Genomic DNA, 17,925 nt, shown 5'->3' on the forward strand with positions numbered 1-17,925 from the left:
GGCGCGGGTGTCCGCCCCGTCGGCGGGTGGGGTCTGTGCTGTGGCGGGCTCGGCTGCTCAGGACGGGTCGAGGCCGTGGCTGCGGAGCCAGGGCAGCGGGTTTATGGCCGCTCCGCCACCGGGCCGGACCTCGAAGTGCAGGTGCGGGCCGGTGGAGTTGCCGGAATTCCCGGAGTAGGCGATGACGTCACCGGCCTTGACCGGGCCCGAGCGGATCCTGGTGCTGCTGAGGTGGCAGTACCAGGTCTCGGTGCCGTCGGCCGTGGTGACGATGGCCATGTTCCCGTAGGCGCTGTTCCACTGAGTGCGTACGGTGCCGTCGGTCGCGGCCATCACCGGAGTGCCGTACGAGACGGGGAAGTCGATGCCCGTGTGCACGGACATCCAGTTGACGCCCGCCTGGCCGAAGTATGCGCTGAGGCCGTGCTGCTGGACCGGCAGCAGGAACTTGGGCCGCAGCGCCTCTTTCCGGGCGGCCTCCTCCTCGCGCTTCTTCTTCTCGGCGGCCTGCCGCTCCCTCAGGTCGATGCGCTCCTGGGTGCGGCTGGCGCGGTCGGCGAAGTTCTCGGCGTCGGCGCTGAGGTTGGCGAGCTGGGTGTCGAGCTTGTTGTTGGCGGCGACCGCCTTGACGCTGCCGGGGTCGGCGGCCGCCATCGACGTGGTGTCGTCCTTGGTGTCCTCGCCGCTGCCGAGTCCGCCGACGGAGGCGGCGGCGATACCGGCGACGCTCATCACGCAGGCGGAGGGGACGGCGACGGTGAGAAGAGCGGAACGCTTGGCGGCGGTACGACGCCGGCCGCGGCTGCCACCGCCGCCGCGGGTGACGGAACGGCTCGCAGGGCGGGGGATGCCGACGGTGTGGTGCACCGCGTGGTCTGCCCGGTCTGCCGCGTCGTCCGCGTCGGCGTCGGCGTCGAGGTCCGGGTCCACGTCGACGACGCCGAACTCGGAGGTCGCGGTGATGTCCGCGGGCTCCGCGGTCCCGGCCGGCGGGTAGGCCTCGTACGGAGCGTAGGAACCCTGGTCCTCGTACACCTCGTACGCGGCCTGTTCGGGTTCGTACGACTCGTGCGCGGTGTGCACGGTTTGCTGTTCGTGCTCGGGCGTGGCGCCGGTGTTCCAGGCAGTGGCGTCGTACGCGCCGGTGTCGTAGGCAGCCGTCCCGGTCGTCGCCCACTGGCCGTTCTGGTGCCAGCCGCTGGTGTCCCACTCGCCCGAGGTGTCCGGAGCGCCGCCCTGCGCGGGGATGCCCGGGGCTTCCGGCATCCAGGTCGCGGTGGCGTCGTACTGCTGCGGGTGCTGGGTCCCGTACGCGGCATAGGGGTCGTACGCGGCGGTCTGATGTGCGCCGGTGTCCCACTGGGCGGAGTCGTGCTGGCCGCTGTACCCGGCCTGTCCGGTGTCGTAGCCGCTGCTGTAGCCGGTGGTGTCGTACGTGCCGTCGTAGCTGCCCGGGAGGGAGCCGAAGAGCGGGCCGCCGTTGTAGCTGCCCGTGGAGTGGCTGTCGAAACCGACATACCCGGCGTGGGGGTGCTGGTCGTTCACCAACTTCTCTCTCGCCTCGGCAGCAGGACCTGGGTCTGGGGATCCGGTGGGGGAATCCCAGGGGAAAGCAGTGGCCGCGACTGTACCCGGCAGTACGTGACGGCGACAATCTTCGTCAGGTCCCGGGCTCGCAGGAAACGGGCAATCGGCCGTCTTTCGGCGGGCTGTGCACAGACCCTTGGCTCTATGTTCGAAACGCGTTCTATTTCTGGATGCGCTCCGGGCGGCCCTGGTGCCCGGGGGTGTGCCCCGGCACGGCGTGGCGGCCTTGCGCCAGTGAGGGGCTCCGGTCCTTCAGGCCACCGAGGCGGCCCCCATGAGGCCGGTGGCCGATTCCGGGGACTCCAGGGCCTGCCGGATCCCGGCGGCGACCGCCGGGTGGACCGGCAGCGCGAGGTGGCCGATCCCGGTGACGCGCACGTTCAGCGCATCGAGGTCCGGATGGTCGATGCAGGCCGCCTCGGCCGGGACGATCACCTGGTCCAGCTCGCTCCAGAAGCTCACGAACCGGGTGCGGCAGCCGGGCGCGGGGCGGCGCAGCTCCTCGATCGGGGCGGAACCGCTGCGCATCTGGCGCACGATCGGGTGCGCACTGGCCACCGGGGCGACGGCGGTCCCGCCGTGCGGGGTGCCGAGCGTGACCAGGGTGCGGACCCGTCGGTCACCGCCGAGTCGCTGCACGTAATAACGGGCGATCAGGCCACCGAGACTGTGGCCGACGATGTCGACCTCGTGGTGACCGGTGCGGGCGCAGATCTCCTCGACGTGCCGGCCGAGAAGTTCGGCGGCCGTGCGGATGTCACAGGTCAGCGGTGAGTAGTTGAGGGACTCCAGATGGTGCCAGCCGTGCCGGGCGAGGGAACGGCGCAGCAGGACGAAGACGGAGCGGTTGTCGATGAACCCGTGCAGGAGCACGACGGGCCGCCGCTCGAGGTTCTCGGCGGGCAGGGCCCGGGCTCCGGCCGGCGCGGTGGGCGGCTGTTCGGCCGGGGGCGTCGCGTCATGCCGCTCCCCGGTCATGCCGGAGGGGTAGAGCAGTACGTGCCCGACGAGCACGACCAGCTCCAGCGCGGTGGCTCTCAGCAGTGCCGATGACAGCCAGGTGCGGCGCAGACACGGCTGGCGCAGCAGTAGTGGATGAAAAGGCAGGACCTTCATGGCCGACCTCCTGCTTCGGCGCACGGGAGGCGGCTCAAGTCCCCGTATGCCCTCATGGGGCGCCGTGGCAGAGGCGCGGGTGGCTGGTCGGGCCACCGTGTCGACGGGCCGTACCACCGTGCCGTGCGGCTGACGGCGCGGTGGTACGGCGACCTCGTTGCGGCTCCCCTTGCCTCCGTGGCCCGCGCGGCAGGTGCGCCGCGTGATGCGGGAACGGGGCCTGGCGAACATGTCCCAGGTGTGATTTCCCCCTCCCGGCCCACCGCGAAACGGCGGGTTGCGGGATGCTGTCGATAACGTTCGTTCACATCCCCGGCCCTTTCCGGCACGGGAGACGCATGTGGAGGCAGTGATGGGTGTGACCGGTCCGATTCGTGTGGTGGTGGCCAAGCCGGGCCTGGACGGCCATGATCGCGGGGCCAAGGTGATCGCGCGGGCGCTGCGCGACGCCGGTATGGAGGTCATCTACACCGGCCTCCACCAGACGCCCGAACAGATCGTGGACACCGCGATCCAGGAGGACGCCGACGCGATCGGCCTCTCGATCCTCTCCGGTGCGCATAACACGCTCTTCGCCAAGGTGATCGAGCTCCTGAAGGAGCGCGAGGCGGAGGACATCAAGGTCTTCGGCGGCGGCATCATCCCCGAGGCGGACATCGCGCCGCTGAAGGAGCAGGGCGTCGCGGCGATCTTCACCCCGGGTGCGACGACGGGCTCGATCGTCGACTGGGTGAACGCCAACGTCCGCCAGTCCGCAGACGCCTGACCCGGGCGGGCCGGGGCGCCCGTCCGCCCGGTGCTCTGTGTCCTCAATCGCCTGCCCGGTGCGAGACGGAGTCCGTCGAAGGGATTCCCCATGCCCTGGAGACCATGGGGAGATTGAGGACACAGCACGGCGCGGGCCGCGCAACCCGCCGCCGGGCACCACCGCACCCCCTACACCGCCTCCGGCATCAGCTCCACCTCCATCACCGCGCGCAGCCGCAGGGTGGAGACCAGACGCCGGAACGCCTCCGACCAGTAGCCGGCGGCTCCCGGCGACGCGCCCTCCGGCTCGTCCGGTGTCGCCGTGAGGACCTCCAGGCGGTCCGCCTCCGCCGGGTTCAGGCAACGCTCGGCGAGGCCCATCACGCCGCTGAAGCTCCATGGATAACTCCCCGCGTCGCGGGCGATGTCGAGTGCGTCGACGACCGATCTGCCCAGCGGCTCCGCCCAGGGAGTCGCGCAGACCCCCAGGAGCTGGAACGCCTCGGACAGCCCGTGCGCGGCAATGAAGTCGGCCACCCACGCTGCCCGTTCCGCATCGGGCAGTGTGGCGAGGAGTGTGGAGCGCTCGGCGAGCGACGCCGTGCCGGGGGCGTTCGACGGGGGTACAGAGGGGGCGCCCAGCAGCGCGCGGGCCCACTCCGGGGCCCGCTGCCGCACCGCCGCCCGGCACCACGCCGCGTGCAGTTCCTCACCCCAGCCGTCGGCGACGGGCAGCGCGACGATCTCCTGCGCCGTACGCCCGCCGAACCGCGACGGCCAGGTGGACAGTGGGGCCGACTCCACCAGCTGGCCCAGCCACCACGACCGTTCGCCCCGGCCGGACGGCGGCGCCGCGATCACGCCGTCGCGCTGCATCTCCGCATCGCATTCATGCGGTGCCTCCACGGCGATGGACGCGGAACTGGCCGTCAGGTCCGGGTTCACGCACGACGCCGCGCGGGCCGCCATCCGCCCGGCCAGCGCCGACTCCGGCAGCGCGGACAGCAGCTCGGCGGCCGTCGCGCGGACATTGCGGCTGCGGTCGGAGAGCGCCTGCTCCAGGAACGGTTCGTCCGCACCGGACAGCCCGGTACGCAGCGAGTCCACGAACATCAGCCGGTCCTCGGCACGCTCCGTCGGCCACGTGCTGGTCAGCAGCGCGAGCGCGCTCCCCGGATCATGCGCGCGTACGGCCCCGAGCAGGGCGACACGCTCGGCGAACAAGCCCTCCTCCCACAGCCTGCGCACCGTCTCCGGGTCCGTCACCTCGGGCCGCGGCGCGCCGCCGGCCGAGCCGCGCAGCGCGAACTTCCACTCGGGGTTCAGCCGGGCCAGCCACAGCCCGCGGGGACCGGCGAACGCCAGGGCCTGCGGCCGCAGGTCGGTACGGGCGCGGGCCGCGTCCAACAGCGCCGGGAGCAGCGCCGCCGGAGCCCGGTAGCCGTGCAGACCGGCTGTGGCCAGCCACTGCGGGATCAGCTCGGTGAGATCCGGCGCGGCACCCCGCCGGCCGCCCGCACCGCCCGGCGCCGACCGGTCGGCGAGCAGCTGGGCGAGTCTGCGCCGCGCGGCCGGCGGCAGCGGCGGCCGGGGATCGGGGGGCGTCGTCCCCGGCCGCGCGGCCGCGGGCGCGGGCAGCAGTCCGGCTCTGTGCCGCACGGTCTGCAGTGCTGCCGCGTTCAGGAGGGCGACCGGCCCCCCATCGCCGCCCGCCGTTGACGGTCGGCGATCGGTGCCGAGCAACGCCGAGGTGACGAGTTCTTCCCACGGGGTGATTGTCCTGGGCATCGGTCCTCCTCCAGGGATCAGATGAGCGGTACGGTCTCGGTCGCACCGCCGTCGGAGCCATCGGTCCAGGCGGCGAGCGGGTCGAAGCCGCGGTGGCCGCATTCGCCGAACACCGTGACGGGCGCGCCGCCGGACAGCGCGACGAGCTTCCACAGGCCCGGCCGGGACAGCGCCGACGGAACGATGGGCAGGGCCGTACCTCCTGTGGCGTCCGCCAGTTGCCAGCCGTCGCCCAAGGGCACCGGTATGACCTCGCGCAGCGTCGCCGGCCAGGACTCCAGCCAGGGGTCGTCCCGCAGGGCGCGCCCGTACGCGGCGGCCGCGGCCGCGGTCGTGGAGCCCCGAGGGGGAGTGCCGGACGGCACCGGCGCACCGAACTGCGCGCCCAGCTCAGCACGTAGCTGCCCGGCCCCCTGATACGGCGTGAGTTCGGCGTCGAGCGTGACGCCCACCGGCAGGGCCTGCCCGGGGGAGCGCCCGGCCGCTCCGAAGGACAGCAGCAGCGCGGTGCGGCCGGAGTCCTTTCCGTACAGCCAGATCCGACGCGTGACGATCCTGCCGTCCGGGGTGTCGTACTGGGCGAGGACCAGCCACCAGTCACGGACCGGGAGGCCGTCGGCGGGGGATGTCAGCCCCACCCGCGTACGGACCGTCGCGGCCAGGGGCTCCGGCAGCCGGTCGATGCCCAGCCAGGCGGTGTCCAGCAGATGCAGCAGCGCGCACTCCTGCAGCAACCGCGCCGGCCAGCCGGGGCCGGATGCCGGGATCGCCCCCAACTCACGGACCCGGCCGGCAAGTCCCGGCGCCTGCGCGTCGACCATGCGGGCCGCCGTCTCCTCCCACAGCCCGTACCCCGACTGGTCGGCCGCCGCCAGACCGCCGCGCACCAGGTCCGTCAGCCGCTGCTCCAACTCCTGTGCACCGCCGGTGATCCGCCCGGCCCGGCGCTCGGCGCGCCGCCGGGCTGCCTCCGGGTCGGCCGGGCCCGCGGCCGAGGCGCCGCCCGCCGCCGGCCCGCCCTTCTCCCCCTTGTCCGCCGCGCGCTTGCGACGGCCCGTCAGCCACTCGCCGGCCCAGTCCGGCACGACGCCCGCGGGCAGGGCCGATGCGCCGGAAGCCCAGACCAGCAGCAGACCCAGCGCGTGCTTGCACGGGAACTTCCGGCTGGGGCAACTGCACTTGTACGCAGGGCCGGTGGTGTCGATCACGGTTTGATACGGCCGGCTTCCGCTGCCCTTGTACAGCCCCCACACCGCACCCGAACCGTCACACCCGCCACCCGACCACGGTCCCGCCGAACCGAGCTTGCTCCCCGCCTTGCGTGATGCCTCGTCAGGAGCCAGGGCCAGGACCTGCTCCACCGTCCAGCGCGCCGCCGGGTCGGCGGTGCGCAAGGGTTCTCCCCCGTGAGATAGCAGCATGGGAACGACGGTAGAACGCACCACTGACAATCACTCTGACCTGCCATTTCGTCGTCGTGCAAGCAACTTGACTTTACTCCTCCTTTGCGATTCGCTGCGAGGTACCGGCCTTTGGATCCGGGGGATCGACCCATGAGCCACACCGTCCGCGACATCCACAACTTCCGTAACGCCCGCACCATCCGGACTGCCGTCTCCGCAGCCGTCGTCCTCGGTCTCGCCGTGGGCCTCGGGGCCTGCTCCGAGACCGTCGATCAGGTGGACAAGGCCGTGGACGAGACGTACGAAGTCACCTACGAGGTCACCGGTACGAGCGTCGACGAGATCCAGTTCCACGCGGGCGGGGGCAAGGCCATGGACCCGGAGATCGAGACGGTCAAGTCCCCGACCCTGCCGTGGCGGAAGACCGTCACGCTGCGCGGCATCATGCCGCCCGCCGTCATGCCGATCGCCCTGGACGAGAACGGGGCCGACGTCGCCTGCTCGATCACGCACAAGGGCAAGGTCATCAAGAAGGCCAAGGGCGAGGGGCTCATCACCGCCGGCGGCTGCGTCGCGGTCTCGCCGGTGACCGGCTGAACTCCCCGCCCGTAGCCGCTGAATCGGCCCTGACCTGCGGTCGGGGCCGATTGTCAGTGGCGTGGTGCACGGTGGGAACCACATCAGGTCGACCGATCTGGAGGGGGATCCATGACCGTGTCCGAAACCACTGCCGCCGTCGGCGCAGCGGCTCTGCGCCCGCATGCCGAGGACGCTTTCGCCGACGAGCTGAAGGCGCTCGCCGCAGCCGACGACCGCCCACGTCCCGCCCTATGGAAGCTGTCTCCGTGGGCGGTGGCCACCTATCTCCTCGGCGGCGTGCTGGCGGACGGGACGGTGATCACGCCCAAGTACGTGGGGCCGCGCCGTCTCGTCGAGGTCGCCGTGACGACGCTCGCCACCGACCGGGCACTGCTGCTCCTCGGCGTTCCCGGTACCGCCAAGACCTGGGTCTCCGAGCACCTCGCGGCCGCTGTCAGCGGCGACTCGACGCTGCTCGTCCAGGGCACGGCGGGCACACCCGAGGAAGCCGTCCGCTACGGGTGGAACTACGCGCAGCTGCTGGCGCACGGCCCCAGCCGCGACGCACTGGTGCCCAGCCCGCTGATGCGCGCCATGTCCGAGGGGATGACCGCGCGGATCGAGGAGCTCACCCGCATCCCCGCCGATGTGCAGGACTCGCTCATCACGATCCTGTCGGAGAAGACGCTCCCCGTTCCGGAGCTGGGCCAGGAGGTCCAGGCCGTCCGGGGATTCAACGTCATCGCGACGGCCAACGACCGCGACCGAGGGGTCAACGAGCTGTCCAGCGCCCTGCGCCGCCGGTTCAACACGGTCGTGCTGCCGCTGCCCGCCACGCCCGACGCCGAGGTCGACATCGTGTCCCGGCGCGTCGACCAGATGGGGCGCTCGCTCGACCTTTCTGCCGCCCCCGACGGCATGGCGGAGATCCGACGGGTGGTCACGGTCTTCCGTGAACTGCGCGACGGCATCACGACGGACGGACGGACCAAGCTCAAGTCCCCGTCAGGCACGCTGTCCACGGCCGAGGCCATCTCCGTCGTCACCAACGGCCTGGCGCTCGCAGCCCACTTCGGCGACGGAGTGCTGCGTCCCGGCGATGTCGCGGCCGGCATCCTCGGCGCGGTTGTCCGGGATCCGGCGGCGGACCGGGTGGTCTGGCAGGAGTACCTGGAGACGGTGGTCCGGGAGCGGGACGGCTGGAAGGACTTCTACCGCGCCTGCCGCGAGGTCTCCGTATGACCGGGGCCGCGCCCGCCGCCGGGCCGCTGCTGCTCGGGGTCCGGCACCACGGGCCCGGCTCCGCCCGCGCGGTCCGTGCCACGCTGGAGGCCGCCCTTCCGAAGGCGGTCCTCATCGAGGGGCCGCCCGAGGGCGACGCACTCCTGCCGCTCGCCGCCGACGAGCAGATGCGGCCACCCGTCGCGCTGCTCGCTCACGCTGTGGACGATCCGGGGCGGGCGGCGTTCTGGCCGCTGGCCGAGTTCTCGCCCGAGTGGGTCGCGATCCGCTGGGCGCTGGGCCACGACGTCCCGGTCCGCTTCATCGACCTGCCCGCGGCGCATTCCCTGGCCATGACCGACTCTCCGGACGGGAGCGACGACAAGGAGCGGGGAGCTGAGGAAGCCGCCCCGGCCGACGCGGTCGCCGCACCACCGGTCGACCCGATCGGCGCCCTTGCCGAAGCCGCCGGATACGACGACCCGGAGCGCTGGTGGGAGGACATCGTCGAACACCGCGCACCCAACGGCGAACTCGCCGACCCACGTGCCCCGTTCGCCGTGCTCGGCGAGGCGATGACGGTGGTGCGCGAGGTGTACGGGGACGGTGGGCATCCCCGCGACGCCGTCCGCGAGGCGTACATGCGGATCCAGTTGCGGGCCGCGCGCAAGGAGTTCGGGGACGACATCGCCGTCGTCTGCGGCGCCTGGCACGTGCCCGCGCTCGGCGCGCGGACGACCGTCGGCGCCGACCGGGCCCTCGTCAAGGGACTGCCCAAGGTGAAGGCCGAGCTGACGTGGGTGCCCTGGACCCATCGCCGGCTCGCCCGGCACAGCGGATACGGGGCGGGCATCGACTCGCCCGGCTGGTACGGACACCTCTTCGCCGCCCCGGACCGCCCCGTCGAGCGGTGGATGACCAAGGTCGCCGGACTCCTGCGCGACGAGGACCGGTTCGTGTCCTCCGCCCATGTCATCGAGGCCGTCCGGCTCGCCGGGACCCTCGCGGCGATGCGCGGCCGCCCGCTCGCCGGACTGGACGAGACGACAGACGCGATCCGGGCGGTGATGTGCGAGGGCTCCGATGTGCCGCTCGCGCTCGTCCGGGACCGGCTTATCGTCGGCGAGGCGCTCGGCGAGGTGCCGGACACCGCCCCGGCCGTGCCGTTGCAGCGCGACCTCACCCGGCTCCAGCGCACCCTGCGGCTCAAACCGGAGGCGCAGGAACGGGAGTTGGAGCTCGACCTCCGCAAGGACACCGACGCGTCCCGCAGCCGCCTGCTGCACCGCCTGCGGCTCCTCGCCGTCGGCTGGGGCGAACCGGCCACCGGGCGGGGGAGCACCGGCACCTTCCGGGAGACCTGGCGGCTGCACTGGGAGCCGGAGCTGCACGTACGCGTCGCGGAGGCCGGGGTCTGGGGCACCACCGTGCTCTCCGCCGCGACCGCCAAGGCCGAATCGGAGGCCGTATCGGCGACCGCCCTCGCCGAGGTCACCGCACTCGCCGAGCACTGTCTCCTCGCCGAACTGCCCGAGGCACTGCCCGTGGTGATGCGGGCTCTCGCCGACCGCGCCGCGCTCGACGCAGACGTCGGCCACCTCGCCGACGCCCTGCCCGCCCTCGCCCGCACCTTGCGGTACGGGGACGTCCGGTCCACGGACACCGCGGCGCTCGGCGAGGTCGCGGCCGGGCTCGCCGAGCGGATCTGCGTCGGACTGCCGCCCGCCTGCACCGGGCTCGACGCCGACGGCGCCGCCGAACTGCGCCGCAAGGTGGACGGCGTCCACACCGCGATCGGGCTGCTCGCCGGAACCGTACCGGCGGACGGACTCCGTGAGCGCTGGGCCGCCGTGCTGCACAAGCTGGCCGCCCGGGACACGGTCGCGGGCGTCATCCGCGGCCGCTCGACGCGGCTGCTCCTCGACGACGGGCGGCTCGAAGAGGACGACGCGGCACGGCTGATGGGCCTCGCCCTCTCGCCCGGCACACCCCCGGCCGACGCGGCGGCCTGGATCGAGGGGTTCGTCGGCGGGGCCGACGGGGGCGGCATGCTCCTTGTCCACGATGAGCGGCTGCTCGGCCTGGTCGACGCCTGGCTGGCCGGTGTCCCCGCCGACATGTTCACCGATGTGCTCCCGCTGTTGCGCCGCACCTTCTCGGCGTACGAAGCAGGCGTACGGCGCACGCTCGGCGAGCTCGTACGACGCGGTCCGGCCGCCGGGGCACCGGCCGCGACCGCCGCCGGGACGGCGGCACCCGGCTTCGGGCCCGGCCTCGACGAGGCGCGGGCGGACGCGGTGGTACCGGTGCTGCGGCTGCTGCTGGGGCTGGACGCCGAGGGCGCAGAGGGTGCCGACAACGCCATGGAACCGCTGGGGGCAACAGGATGACGACGGTCACGGAATCAGGCACGGACGCGGAGCGGCCGGGCGCCGCCGGGCGGGGCGCGGCGCAGGACGAACGGCTCCGGCGGTGGCGCATGGTGCTGGGCGCGGACAGCGCCGAGACCACCGGGTGCACCCTGACCGGACAGGACGCCGCGATGGACGGTGCGCTGAACGCCCTGTACGGCGGCGGGGGCAGGGCCGGCGGCTGCGGCGGGACCGAGCGCTCGGCCGGACTCGGCGCCTCCGCCCCGTCCGTCGCCCGCTGGCTCGGCGACATCCGCACGTACTTCCCCAGCTCCGTCGTCCAGGTCATGCAGCGCGACGCGATCGACCGGCTCGGTCTCTCCGCGCTGCTGCTGGAGCCGGAGATGCTGGAGGCCGTCGAGGCGGACGTCCACCTGGTCGGAACGCTCCTCTCGCTCAACAAGGCGATGCCCGAGACGACGAAGGAGACGGCACGAGCCGTCGTGCGCAAGGTGGTCGACGACCTGGAGAAGCGGCTCGCCACCCGCACCCGGGCCACGCTGACCGGCGCACTCGACCGCTCGGCGAGGATCAACCGGCCGCGACACCACGACATCGACTGGGACCGCACGATCCGGGCCAACCTCAAGAACTATCTCCTGCTTCCTGGCGGGGACGGGGCCGGCACGGTTGTTCCCGAGCGGCTCATCGGCTACGGACGCGCCGCGCAGGCGGTGAAGAAGGATGTCGTCCTCTGCATCGACCAGTCGGGGTCGATGGCCGCCTCCCTCGTCTACGCCTCCGTCTTCGGCGCGGTGCTCGCCTCCATGCGTACGTTGCGGACCAGGCTCGTCGTCTTCGACACGGCTGTCGTCGACCTCACCGAGCAGCTCGACGACCCCGTCGACGTACTCTTCGGCACCCAGCTCGGCGGCGGCACGGACATCAACCGGGCGCTCGCCTACTGCCAGTCCCAGATCACCCGGCCCGCCGACACCGTCGTGGTTCTCATCAGCGACCTCTACGAAGGCGGCATCCGCAACGAAATGCTGAAGCGGGTGGCGGCGATGAAGGCGTCCGGCGTGCAGTTCGTGACGCTGCTCGCCCTGTCCGACGAGGGCGCGCCCGCCTACGACCGCGAGCACGCGGCGGCGCTCGGCGCGCTCGGAGCACCGGCTTTCGCGTGCACCCCGGACCTCTTTCCGGAGGTGATGGCCGCGGCACTGGAGAAGAGGCCACTGCCCGTACCGGACAAGGAGACCCATCAGTAACAAGGGACTCGCGTCCGCCCGGGAAGGTCGTGCACGTATCGTCCCGTCGCCCGCGGAGGACCGCGTCCCGCAGTCCGCGCCCTTCCGGTCGGTCTTACTCCGACGGGACGGCAGCAGCTGTCCGTCCAGTCTCCGGCCCGCGCCCGGTGCGCGGGCCGGGCGCGACGCCCGTCCGGCCGTCGAGCACGGCGTCGCTCGGACAGGCGGGCCGGACCCGATCGCTCCCGCCTGTCCGAGCGACGCGGTGGCCGCCTTCACCGCTCCGGAGTATCCGGCCCGGGAGATCTGAGACCTCTCGCAGCGCCGAGTGCCTCTCCCGGCCCGCGGCAGGGCGGATCCCCGCCGTGTCCGGACCACCGCGTCCCGACCGTGGGCTCCGCCCGGCCACGGGCCGCCCCCGCTCCACCGGCACGGGCCGCGCCGTTTCGTCCACTGCGACCCGGCCCCCGGCGCGATCTGTGACCGTAATCACCGCCCAGGTGCGATCTGCGATTTAGGGTCATGCGGAGCTCGGGGATAACCTGCGAGATGGACATGCCGCGTACTCGGTAACCGTGTGCGCCTTCCTTGTGACCGAGCAGTCACGTTGCCCCTCGCGGCACGCCCACGCTGAAAACGAACCGCGAGACCACTGAAAAGGGACGGACGCGCGTGGACCTGTTCGAGTACCAGGCGAGGGACCTCTTCGCCAAGCACGGTGTACCGGTGCTGGCCGGTGAAGTCATTGACACGCCTGAGGCAGCCCGCGAGGCGACCGAGCGGCTGGGCGGCAAGTCTGTCGTCAAGGCGCAGGTGAAGGTCGGCGGCCGCGGCAAGGCCGGCGGCGTCAAGCTGGCCGCCACCCCCGACGAGGCGGTCGCCCGGGCGACCGACATTCTCGGCATGGACATCAAGGGCCACACGGTCCACAAGGTGATGATCGCCGAGACCGCGCCGGAGATCCTTGAGGAGTACTACGTCTCGTACCTCCTCGACCGCACCAACCGCACCTTCCTGGCCATGGCCTCGGTGCAGGGCGGCATGGACATCGAGGAGGTCGCGGAGAAGACCCCCGAGGCCCTCGCGAAGGTCCCGGTCGACTCCAACACCGGTGTCACGATCGAGAAGGCCCGCGAGATCGTCGCCCAGGCGAAGTTCCCGGCCGAGGTGGCCGAGAAGGTCGCCGAGGTCATGGTGACGCTGTGGGACACCTTCGTCGCCGAGGACGCACTCCTCGTCGAGGTCAACCCGCTCGCCAAGGTCGCCTCCGGCGACGTCCTGGCGCTGGACGGCAAGGTGTCTCTCGACGAGAACGCCGACTTCCGTCAGCCCGGCCACGAGGCCCTCGAGGACAAGGACGCAGCCAACCCGCTCGAGGCTGCCGCCAAGGCCAAGAACCTCAACTACGTCAAGCTCGACGGCGAGGTCGGCATCATCGGTAACGGTGCCGGTCTGGTCATGTCGACCCTGGACGTCGTCGCGTACGCCGGTGAGAACCACGGCAACGTGAAGCCCGCCAACTTCCTCGACATCGGTGGCGGCGCCTCCGCAGAGGTCATGGCGAACGGCCTGGAGATCATCCTCGGTGACCCGGACGTCAAGTCCGTCTTCGTCAACGTCTTCGGTGGCATCACCGCGTGCGACGAGGTCGCCAACGGCATCGTCCAGGCTCTTGCACTGCTCAAGAGCAAGGGCGAAGAGGTCACCAAGCCGCTGGTCGTGCGCCTCGACGGCAACAACGCGGAGCTGGGTCGCAGGATCCTTTCCGACGCCAACCACCCGCTGGTGCAGCGTGTGGACACCATGGACGGCGCGGCCGACAAGGCCGCCGAGCTCGCCGCGGCTGCGAAGTAAGGGACGAGGGACTCCAACACCATGGCTATCTTCCTCACCAAGGACAGCAAGGTCATCGTCCAGGGGATGACCGGTGCCACCGGCATGAAGCACACCAAGCTCATGCTGGCCGATGGCACCAACATCGTCGGCGGCGTGAACCCGCGCAAGGCCGGCACGACCGTCGACTTCGACGGCACCGAGGTACCCGTCTTCGGCTCCGTCGCCGAGGCGATGGAGAAGACCGGCGCCGACGTGTCCGTCCTCTTCGTGCCGCCGGCCTTCGCGAAGGCCGCCGTCGTCGAGGCGATCGACGCCGAGATCCCCCTCGCCGTCGTGATCACCGAGGGTATCGCCGTCCACGACTCGGCCGCCTTCTGGGCGTATGCCGGTTCGAAGGGCAACAAGACCCGGATCATCGGCCCGAACTGCCCCGGCCTGATCACCCCCGGCCAGTCCAACGCCGGCATCATCCCGGGCGACATCACCAAGCCCGGCCGCATCGGTCTCGTGTCGAAGTCCGGCACGCTGACCTACCAGATGATGTACGAGCTCCGTGACATCGGCTTCTCGTCCGCCGTCGGCATCGGTGGCGACCCGATCATCGGTACGACGCACATCGACGCCCTCGCGGCGTTCGAGGCCGACCCCGAGACCGACCTGATCGTCATGATCGGCGAGATCGGCGGCGACGCCGAGGAGCGTGCGGCGGACTTCATCGCGAAGAACGTCACCAAGCCGGTCGTCGGTTACGTCGCGGGCTTCACCGCCCCCGAGGGCAAGACCATGGGCCACGCGGGCGCCATCGTCTCCGGCTCCTCCGGCACCGCCCAGGCGAAGAAGGAGGCCCTCGAGGCCGCCGGCGTCAAGGTCGGCAAGACGCCGACCGAGACCGCCAAGCTGGCGCGCGAGATCCTCGGCGCCTGATCACCTCTTCGCGGGTCTGCCTCCGCACAGACGGCGCGGGCCCGTACCCCTCCCCGGGGTACGGGCCCGCGCCGTTTTCCTGTGCGCCGGCCGGAGCGCGCTGGAGTCACCTCAGGTCCGGTACCAGCCGCGCCGGGCCACGGACGAGCTCTTCGTGGAGCTTCTTCTGCAGCGTGAGGTCCTGTGGAGTCAGCCTCTGAGGACCACTGCGGGGAGGCACGCCGCCGACCCGCTCGGCGGGCGGACTCCCGTACCGCGCCGGAGGCGTCACCATGGTGATCAGTGCGATCCCGGCGATCAGGGCCGTCAGGGCAATGGCTGCCCGCGTCCAGAGTCTGGCCTTGTGCTCGCTTCCGTCACGGATCGCACGGGGCCCGGGCATCGCGGCCACCGGCTGAGTGAGGGCGAGCGCGCCCAGTTGCTCGTGCAGGAGCGTCGACTGTCCGGTGGGCCACGAGGGTTCCGCCAGCTCGGGCACCTGCTCGGCCACCGCGGCACGCGCGTTCATCAGCCGGCTCGCAGCCGCCGGGGTGCTCGCCTCTGTCTCCGCTGCGGTCTCGGGCAGGTCCAGGCCGACACCGTCGTAGAGCAGCAGGGTGCGACGGTAGGACGGCGGCAGGTCGAGCAGCGCCTCGAGCAGGGCACCCGCGCCGGGGGCGGCGGGCGGCGGGTCGGGGTGGCGGTGCGCCCGGCGCAGCCGGTGCCAGGGCGACACCGCGTACTCGTATGCGGCCGCCCGTACCCAGCCCGCGGGGTCCCGGTCCACCGCGACCTCGGGCCAGCGCTGCCAGGCCTGCTCGAAGGCCCGCTCGACGGCCTCCCTGGAGAGGTTCCGGCGCCCGGTCAGCAGGAACGTCTGGCGGAAGAGGGCGGCGGCGTTCTTCGAGTACAGGGCGTCGAATGCCTCGGCGGGCGTGAGGGCGGGTACGGCGCCCGGCTGGTTGCCGGCCGGCGGCTCGTCCGTCCGCGCCGTTTCCGCCGCTCCTGCTGACGTTCCTGCTGCTGCCGGTGCCGGGGACGACGGCGGCTTCGTCAGGCCGGCCCGCTCGCCGCGGGCGCCCGGAGGGGGGCCTTCCGAGGTGCCCCGCGCCTCCGTGCCGCCCGTGCCGATCAGCTGTGCGTACGCCACACGCTTCCGTCCCCGAGGGCTGGCGCGGCCCGCCTCCCAGGACCGGACCGTGGCCGGGGTGACGCCCACGGCTGCGGCGACCTGCTCCTCACTCAATGACTTCGCCTCACGCAGTCGGCGCAGCTCCTTCGGGGAGGGCAGAGGGAAGGAGGCCGTGTCGGTGGCGCCCCGGGTCATGAGGAAGCCCCGGCAGGCCGCCACGGGATGGAAATGTACATAACCGTATATTGGGCGACACAGCGGCTAATCGCCCGTTACATGGATTAAGTGCGTGTCGTTGGGAGCATTGCGGTGTGATCCACAAGACCGAACGCACCCCGTCGCTCTCGGTAGAGCAGGGAAGGACCGCCGTACTGGCATCCGCCTTTGTGCGGGGAGTGCTCGCCGCGGGGCTGGGACTCGGCTCGCTCGCCGTTCTCGCCCTGGTGGTGTGGATCAGCTCCCCGACCCCCGACGGCGGTCCCGGCGGGGCTGTCCACGCGGCGGCCGGGATCTGGCTGCTGGCACACGGCGCGGCACTCGTCAGGACCGACACCCTCAGCGGCGCCCCCGCCCCCGTCGGCATCGTCCCGTTGCTGCTCACCGGGGTGCTGGTGTGGCTGGTGCACCGGGCCGCCCGCGACGTGATGGAGCCGGACGAGGGGCGCACCCCGCCGTCGGGCGCGAGCGCCTTCTGCCTGGTGACGTCGGGATATCTGCTGGTCGCAGCGGCGATCGCCCTCTATGCGAAGGGCGGGCCGATGTTCGCGCAGCCGAGCTCGCTTCTGTTCCCGATGGCTCCCGTGGTGGCGGGTGGGGCAGCCGCCGGGGTGTGGGCGGCGGCCGGGCGCCCGATCGGGCCGCCGCCGGCCCGGGCGCCGGAGCGGCTGCGCGAGGCGCTGGCACGGTCCCGGTTCGTGGAGCGGGCGGACGCGGTGCTCCGGTCGGCGGTGGCCGGGACGGCGGTGCTGCTGGGTGGCGGGGCGCTGCTCGTCGCGGTGGCCCTGGTGTGGCATGAGCAGGCGGTTCGGGACTCGTTCTTCGGGCTGTCCGGCGACTGGGCGGGCCGGGCCGCGGTCCTGCTGCTGGCGCTGGTGCTCGTGCCGAACGCGGCGATGTGGGGTGCCGCGTACGGGATGGGGCCAGGATTCGCCCTCGGTACGGCGTCCACGGTCACCCCGCTCGCCTTCACCGGGCGACCGGCCCTGCCTAACTTCCCGCTGCTGGCGGCGGTCCCCGCCCACGGAACCGGAACGGCTCCGAACTGGGCGGCCGCGGCGGTACCGGTCGCGGCCGGGATGACGATCGCCTGGTTCACCGTACGGAGGGCAGCGCCCGCCCGTGGTGTGGGGGAGCAGCCGGCGTGGGGCCTGCGGGGGACCGCGCTGACGGCTGCCCTGGCCGCGCTGGGATGCGGCACCTGCACGGCGGTGCTGACCGCGGCGGCGGGCGGTTCGCTGGGGACCGGGGCGCTGGCGGAGTTCGGCCCGGTGTGGTGGCTGACCGGGGCGGTGGCGGTGGCGTGGACGGCACTGCTCGGTGTGCCGGGGGCGCTGCTGCTGAGGGCGTGGCGGCTGCGGGGGTCCGGCAGCGAGGGGGACAGCGCCGAGACGGCGGAGAAAACGGTGGCCCCCGCCGTACCTGGGGTGGCCGATGCGGAGGTGCCCGGGCGGCTGGGCGAGGAGCGGCGACGGTGGTGGCGCCCGCGGCGCGGGTCCGGGGGCGAGGACGCGGCTGCCGGCACGGAGGCCGGAACCGGATCTGCGACTGGAGCAGGCTCCGTGCAGCCTTCCGCGACCGCGCCTGCTTCGGTGCGCACCCCCACACGCGCCTCCGCGTTCCGCAACGAGGAACACGCGGGCCGGGACGCGTACGACTTCCTGCCGACCGATCCGTGGCGCGGGCGAGCGGTTGAGGATTCCTCCTGGGCCCCGCTCCTGGCGGAGCCGGAAACGCCGTGGGGGGGCGGCGCCCGGGGCGGGGGGGCCGGGGGGGGGGGGGGGGCGGGGGCGTGT

13 protein-coding genes are annotated in these 17,925 nt (G+C 72.5%); 8 read left to right on the forward strand and 5 right to left on the reverse strand.

Annotation, left to right across the window (positions count from 1 at the left end; translation table 11 throughout):
* Positions 1–57 precede the first annotated feature (57 nt).
* Both AB0N06_RS05075 and AB0N06_RS05080 read right to left on the reverse strand, forming a co-directional pair.
* Positions 58–1,545, reverse strand: a complete 1,488-nt coding sequence (locus tag AB0N06_RS05075; protein WP_366133317.1) for a M23 family metallopeptidase — start codon at positions 1,543–1,545, stop codon at positions 58–60.
* A 294-nt stretch (positions 1,546–1,839) separates the two neighbouring features.
* On the reverse strand, positions 1,840–2,703 hold the full coding sequence (locus AB0N06_RS05080) for an alpha/beta fold hydrolase (RefSeq protein ID WP_366133318.1): 864 nt from the start codon (positions 2,701–2,703) through the stop codon (positions 1,840–1,842).
* A 352-nt stretch (positions 2,704–3,055) separates the two neighbouring features.
* On the opposite strand from AB0N06_RS05080, the gene AB0N06_RS05085 reads away from it, so the two are divergent.
* Positions 3,056–3,469, forward strand: coding sequence for a cobalamin B12-binding domain-containing protein (locus tag AB0N06_RS05085; protein ID WP_358863017.1), 414 nt, complete (start codon positions 3,056–3,058; stop codon positions 3,467–3,469).
* Positions 3,470–3,639: 170 nt separating this feature from the next.
* Here AB0N06_RS05085 and AB0N06_RS05090 read toward each other — a convergent pair whose 3' ends face one another.
* On the reverse strand, positions 3,640–5,238 hold the full coding sequence (locus tag AB0N06_RS05090; protein WP_366133319.1) for a DUF5691 domain-containing protein: 1,599 nt from the start codon (positions 5,236–5,238) through the stop codon (positions 3,640–3,642).
* Between the two features lie 17 nt (positions 5,239–5,255).
* Positions 5,256–6,659, reverse strand: a complete 1,404-nt coding sequence (locus AB0N06_RS05095; protein WP_366133320.1) for an SWIM zinc finger family protein — start codon at positions 6,657–6,659, stop codon at positions 5,256–5,258.
* Between the two features lie 132 nt (positions 6,660–6,791).
* On the opposite strand from AB0N06_RS05095, the gene AB0N06_RS05100 reads away from it, so the two are divergent.
* The 6 genes from AB0N06_RS05100 (at position 6,792) to sucD (ending at position 14,802) form a co-directional block, all read left to right on the forward strand.
* The gene (locus AB0N06_RS05100; RefSeq protein ID WP_366133321.1) at positions 6,792–7,238 is read left to right on the forward strand and encodes a hypothetical protein; all 447 of its coding nucleotides are present in this window, start codon (positions 6,792–6,794) and stop codon (positions 7,236–7,238) included.
* A 111-nt stretch (positions 7,239–7,349) separates the two neighbouring features.
* On the forward strand, positions 7,350–8,462 hold the full coding sequence (locus tag AB0N06_RS05105; protein ID WP_366133322.1) for an AAA family ATPase: 1,113 nt from the start codon (positions 7,350–7,352) through the stop codon (positions 8,460–8,462).
* Positions 8,459–10,831 (forward strand): DUF5682 family protein, encoded by a 2,373-nt coding sequence (locus tag AB0N06_RS05110; RefSeq protein WP_366133323.1) that lies wholly within the window; start codon positions 8,459–8,461, stop codon positions 10,829–10,831. Before AB0N06_RS05105 ends, AB0N06_RS05110 begins: the two co-directional genes overlap by 4 nt.
* Positions 10,832–10,920: 89 nt before the next feature.
* The gene (locus AB0N06_RS05115; RefSeq protein ID WP_366133330.1) at positions 10,921–12,063 is read left to right on the forward strand and encodes a VWA domain-containing protein; all 1,143 of its coding nucleotides are present in this window, start codon (positions 10,921–10,923) and stop codon (positions 12,061–12,063) included.
* A gap of 651 nt (positions 12,064–12,714) precedes the next feature.
* Positions 12,715–13,896 (forward strand): ADP-forming succinate--CoA ligase subunit beta, encoded by a 1,182-nt coding sequence (gene sucC, locus AB0N06_RS05120; protein ID WP_037688206.1) that lies wholly within the window; start codon positions 12,715–12,717, stop codon positions 13,894–13,896.
* A gap of 21 nt (positions 13,897–13,917) precedes the next feature.
* Positions 13,918–14,802 carry a succinate--CoA ligase subunit alpha gene (sucD, locus tag AB0N06_RS05125; RefSeq protein WP_037688208.1) on the forward strand — a complete coding sequence of 295 codons (885 nt, stop codon included), beginning with the start codon at positions 13,918–13,920 and terminating at the stop codon, positions 14,800–14,802.
* 106 nt (positions 14,803–14,908) lie between these two features.
* Here the strand turns inward: sucD and AB0N06_RS05130 are convergent, their stop codons facing one another.
* Complete coding sequence (locus AB0N06_RS05130; RefSeq protein WP_366133331.1) at positions 14,909–16,108, reverse strand: sigma factor-like helix-turn-helix DNA-binding protein; 1,200 nt, start codon at positions 16,106–16,108, stop codon at positions 14,909–14,911.
* A gap of 116 nt (positions 16,109–16,224) precedes the next feature.
* On the opposite strand from AB0N06_RS05130, the gene AB0N06_RS05135 reads away from it, so the two are divergent.
* A partial coding sequence (locus AB0N06_RS05135) for a DUF6350 family protein (protein ID WP_366133324.1) occupies positions 16,225–17,925 on the forward strand: 1,701 nt, incomplete at its 3' end.

This window comes from Streptomyces sp. NPDC051020 (assembly GCF_040683105.1).
GTDB lineage: Bacteria > Actinomycetota > Actinomycetes > Streptomycetales > Streptomycetaceae > Streptomyces.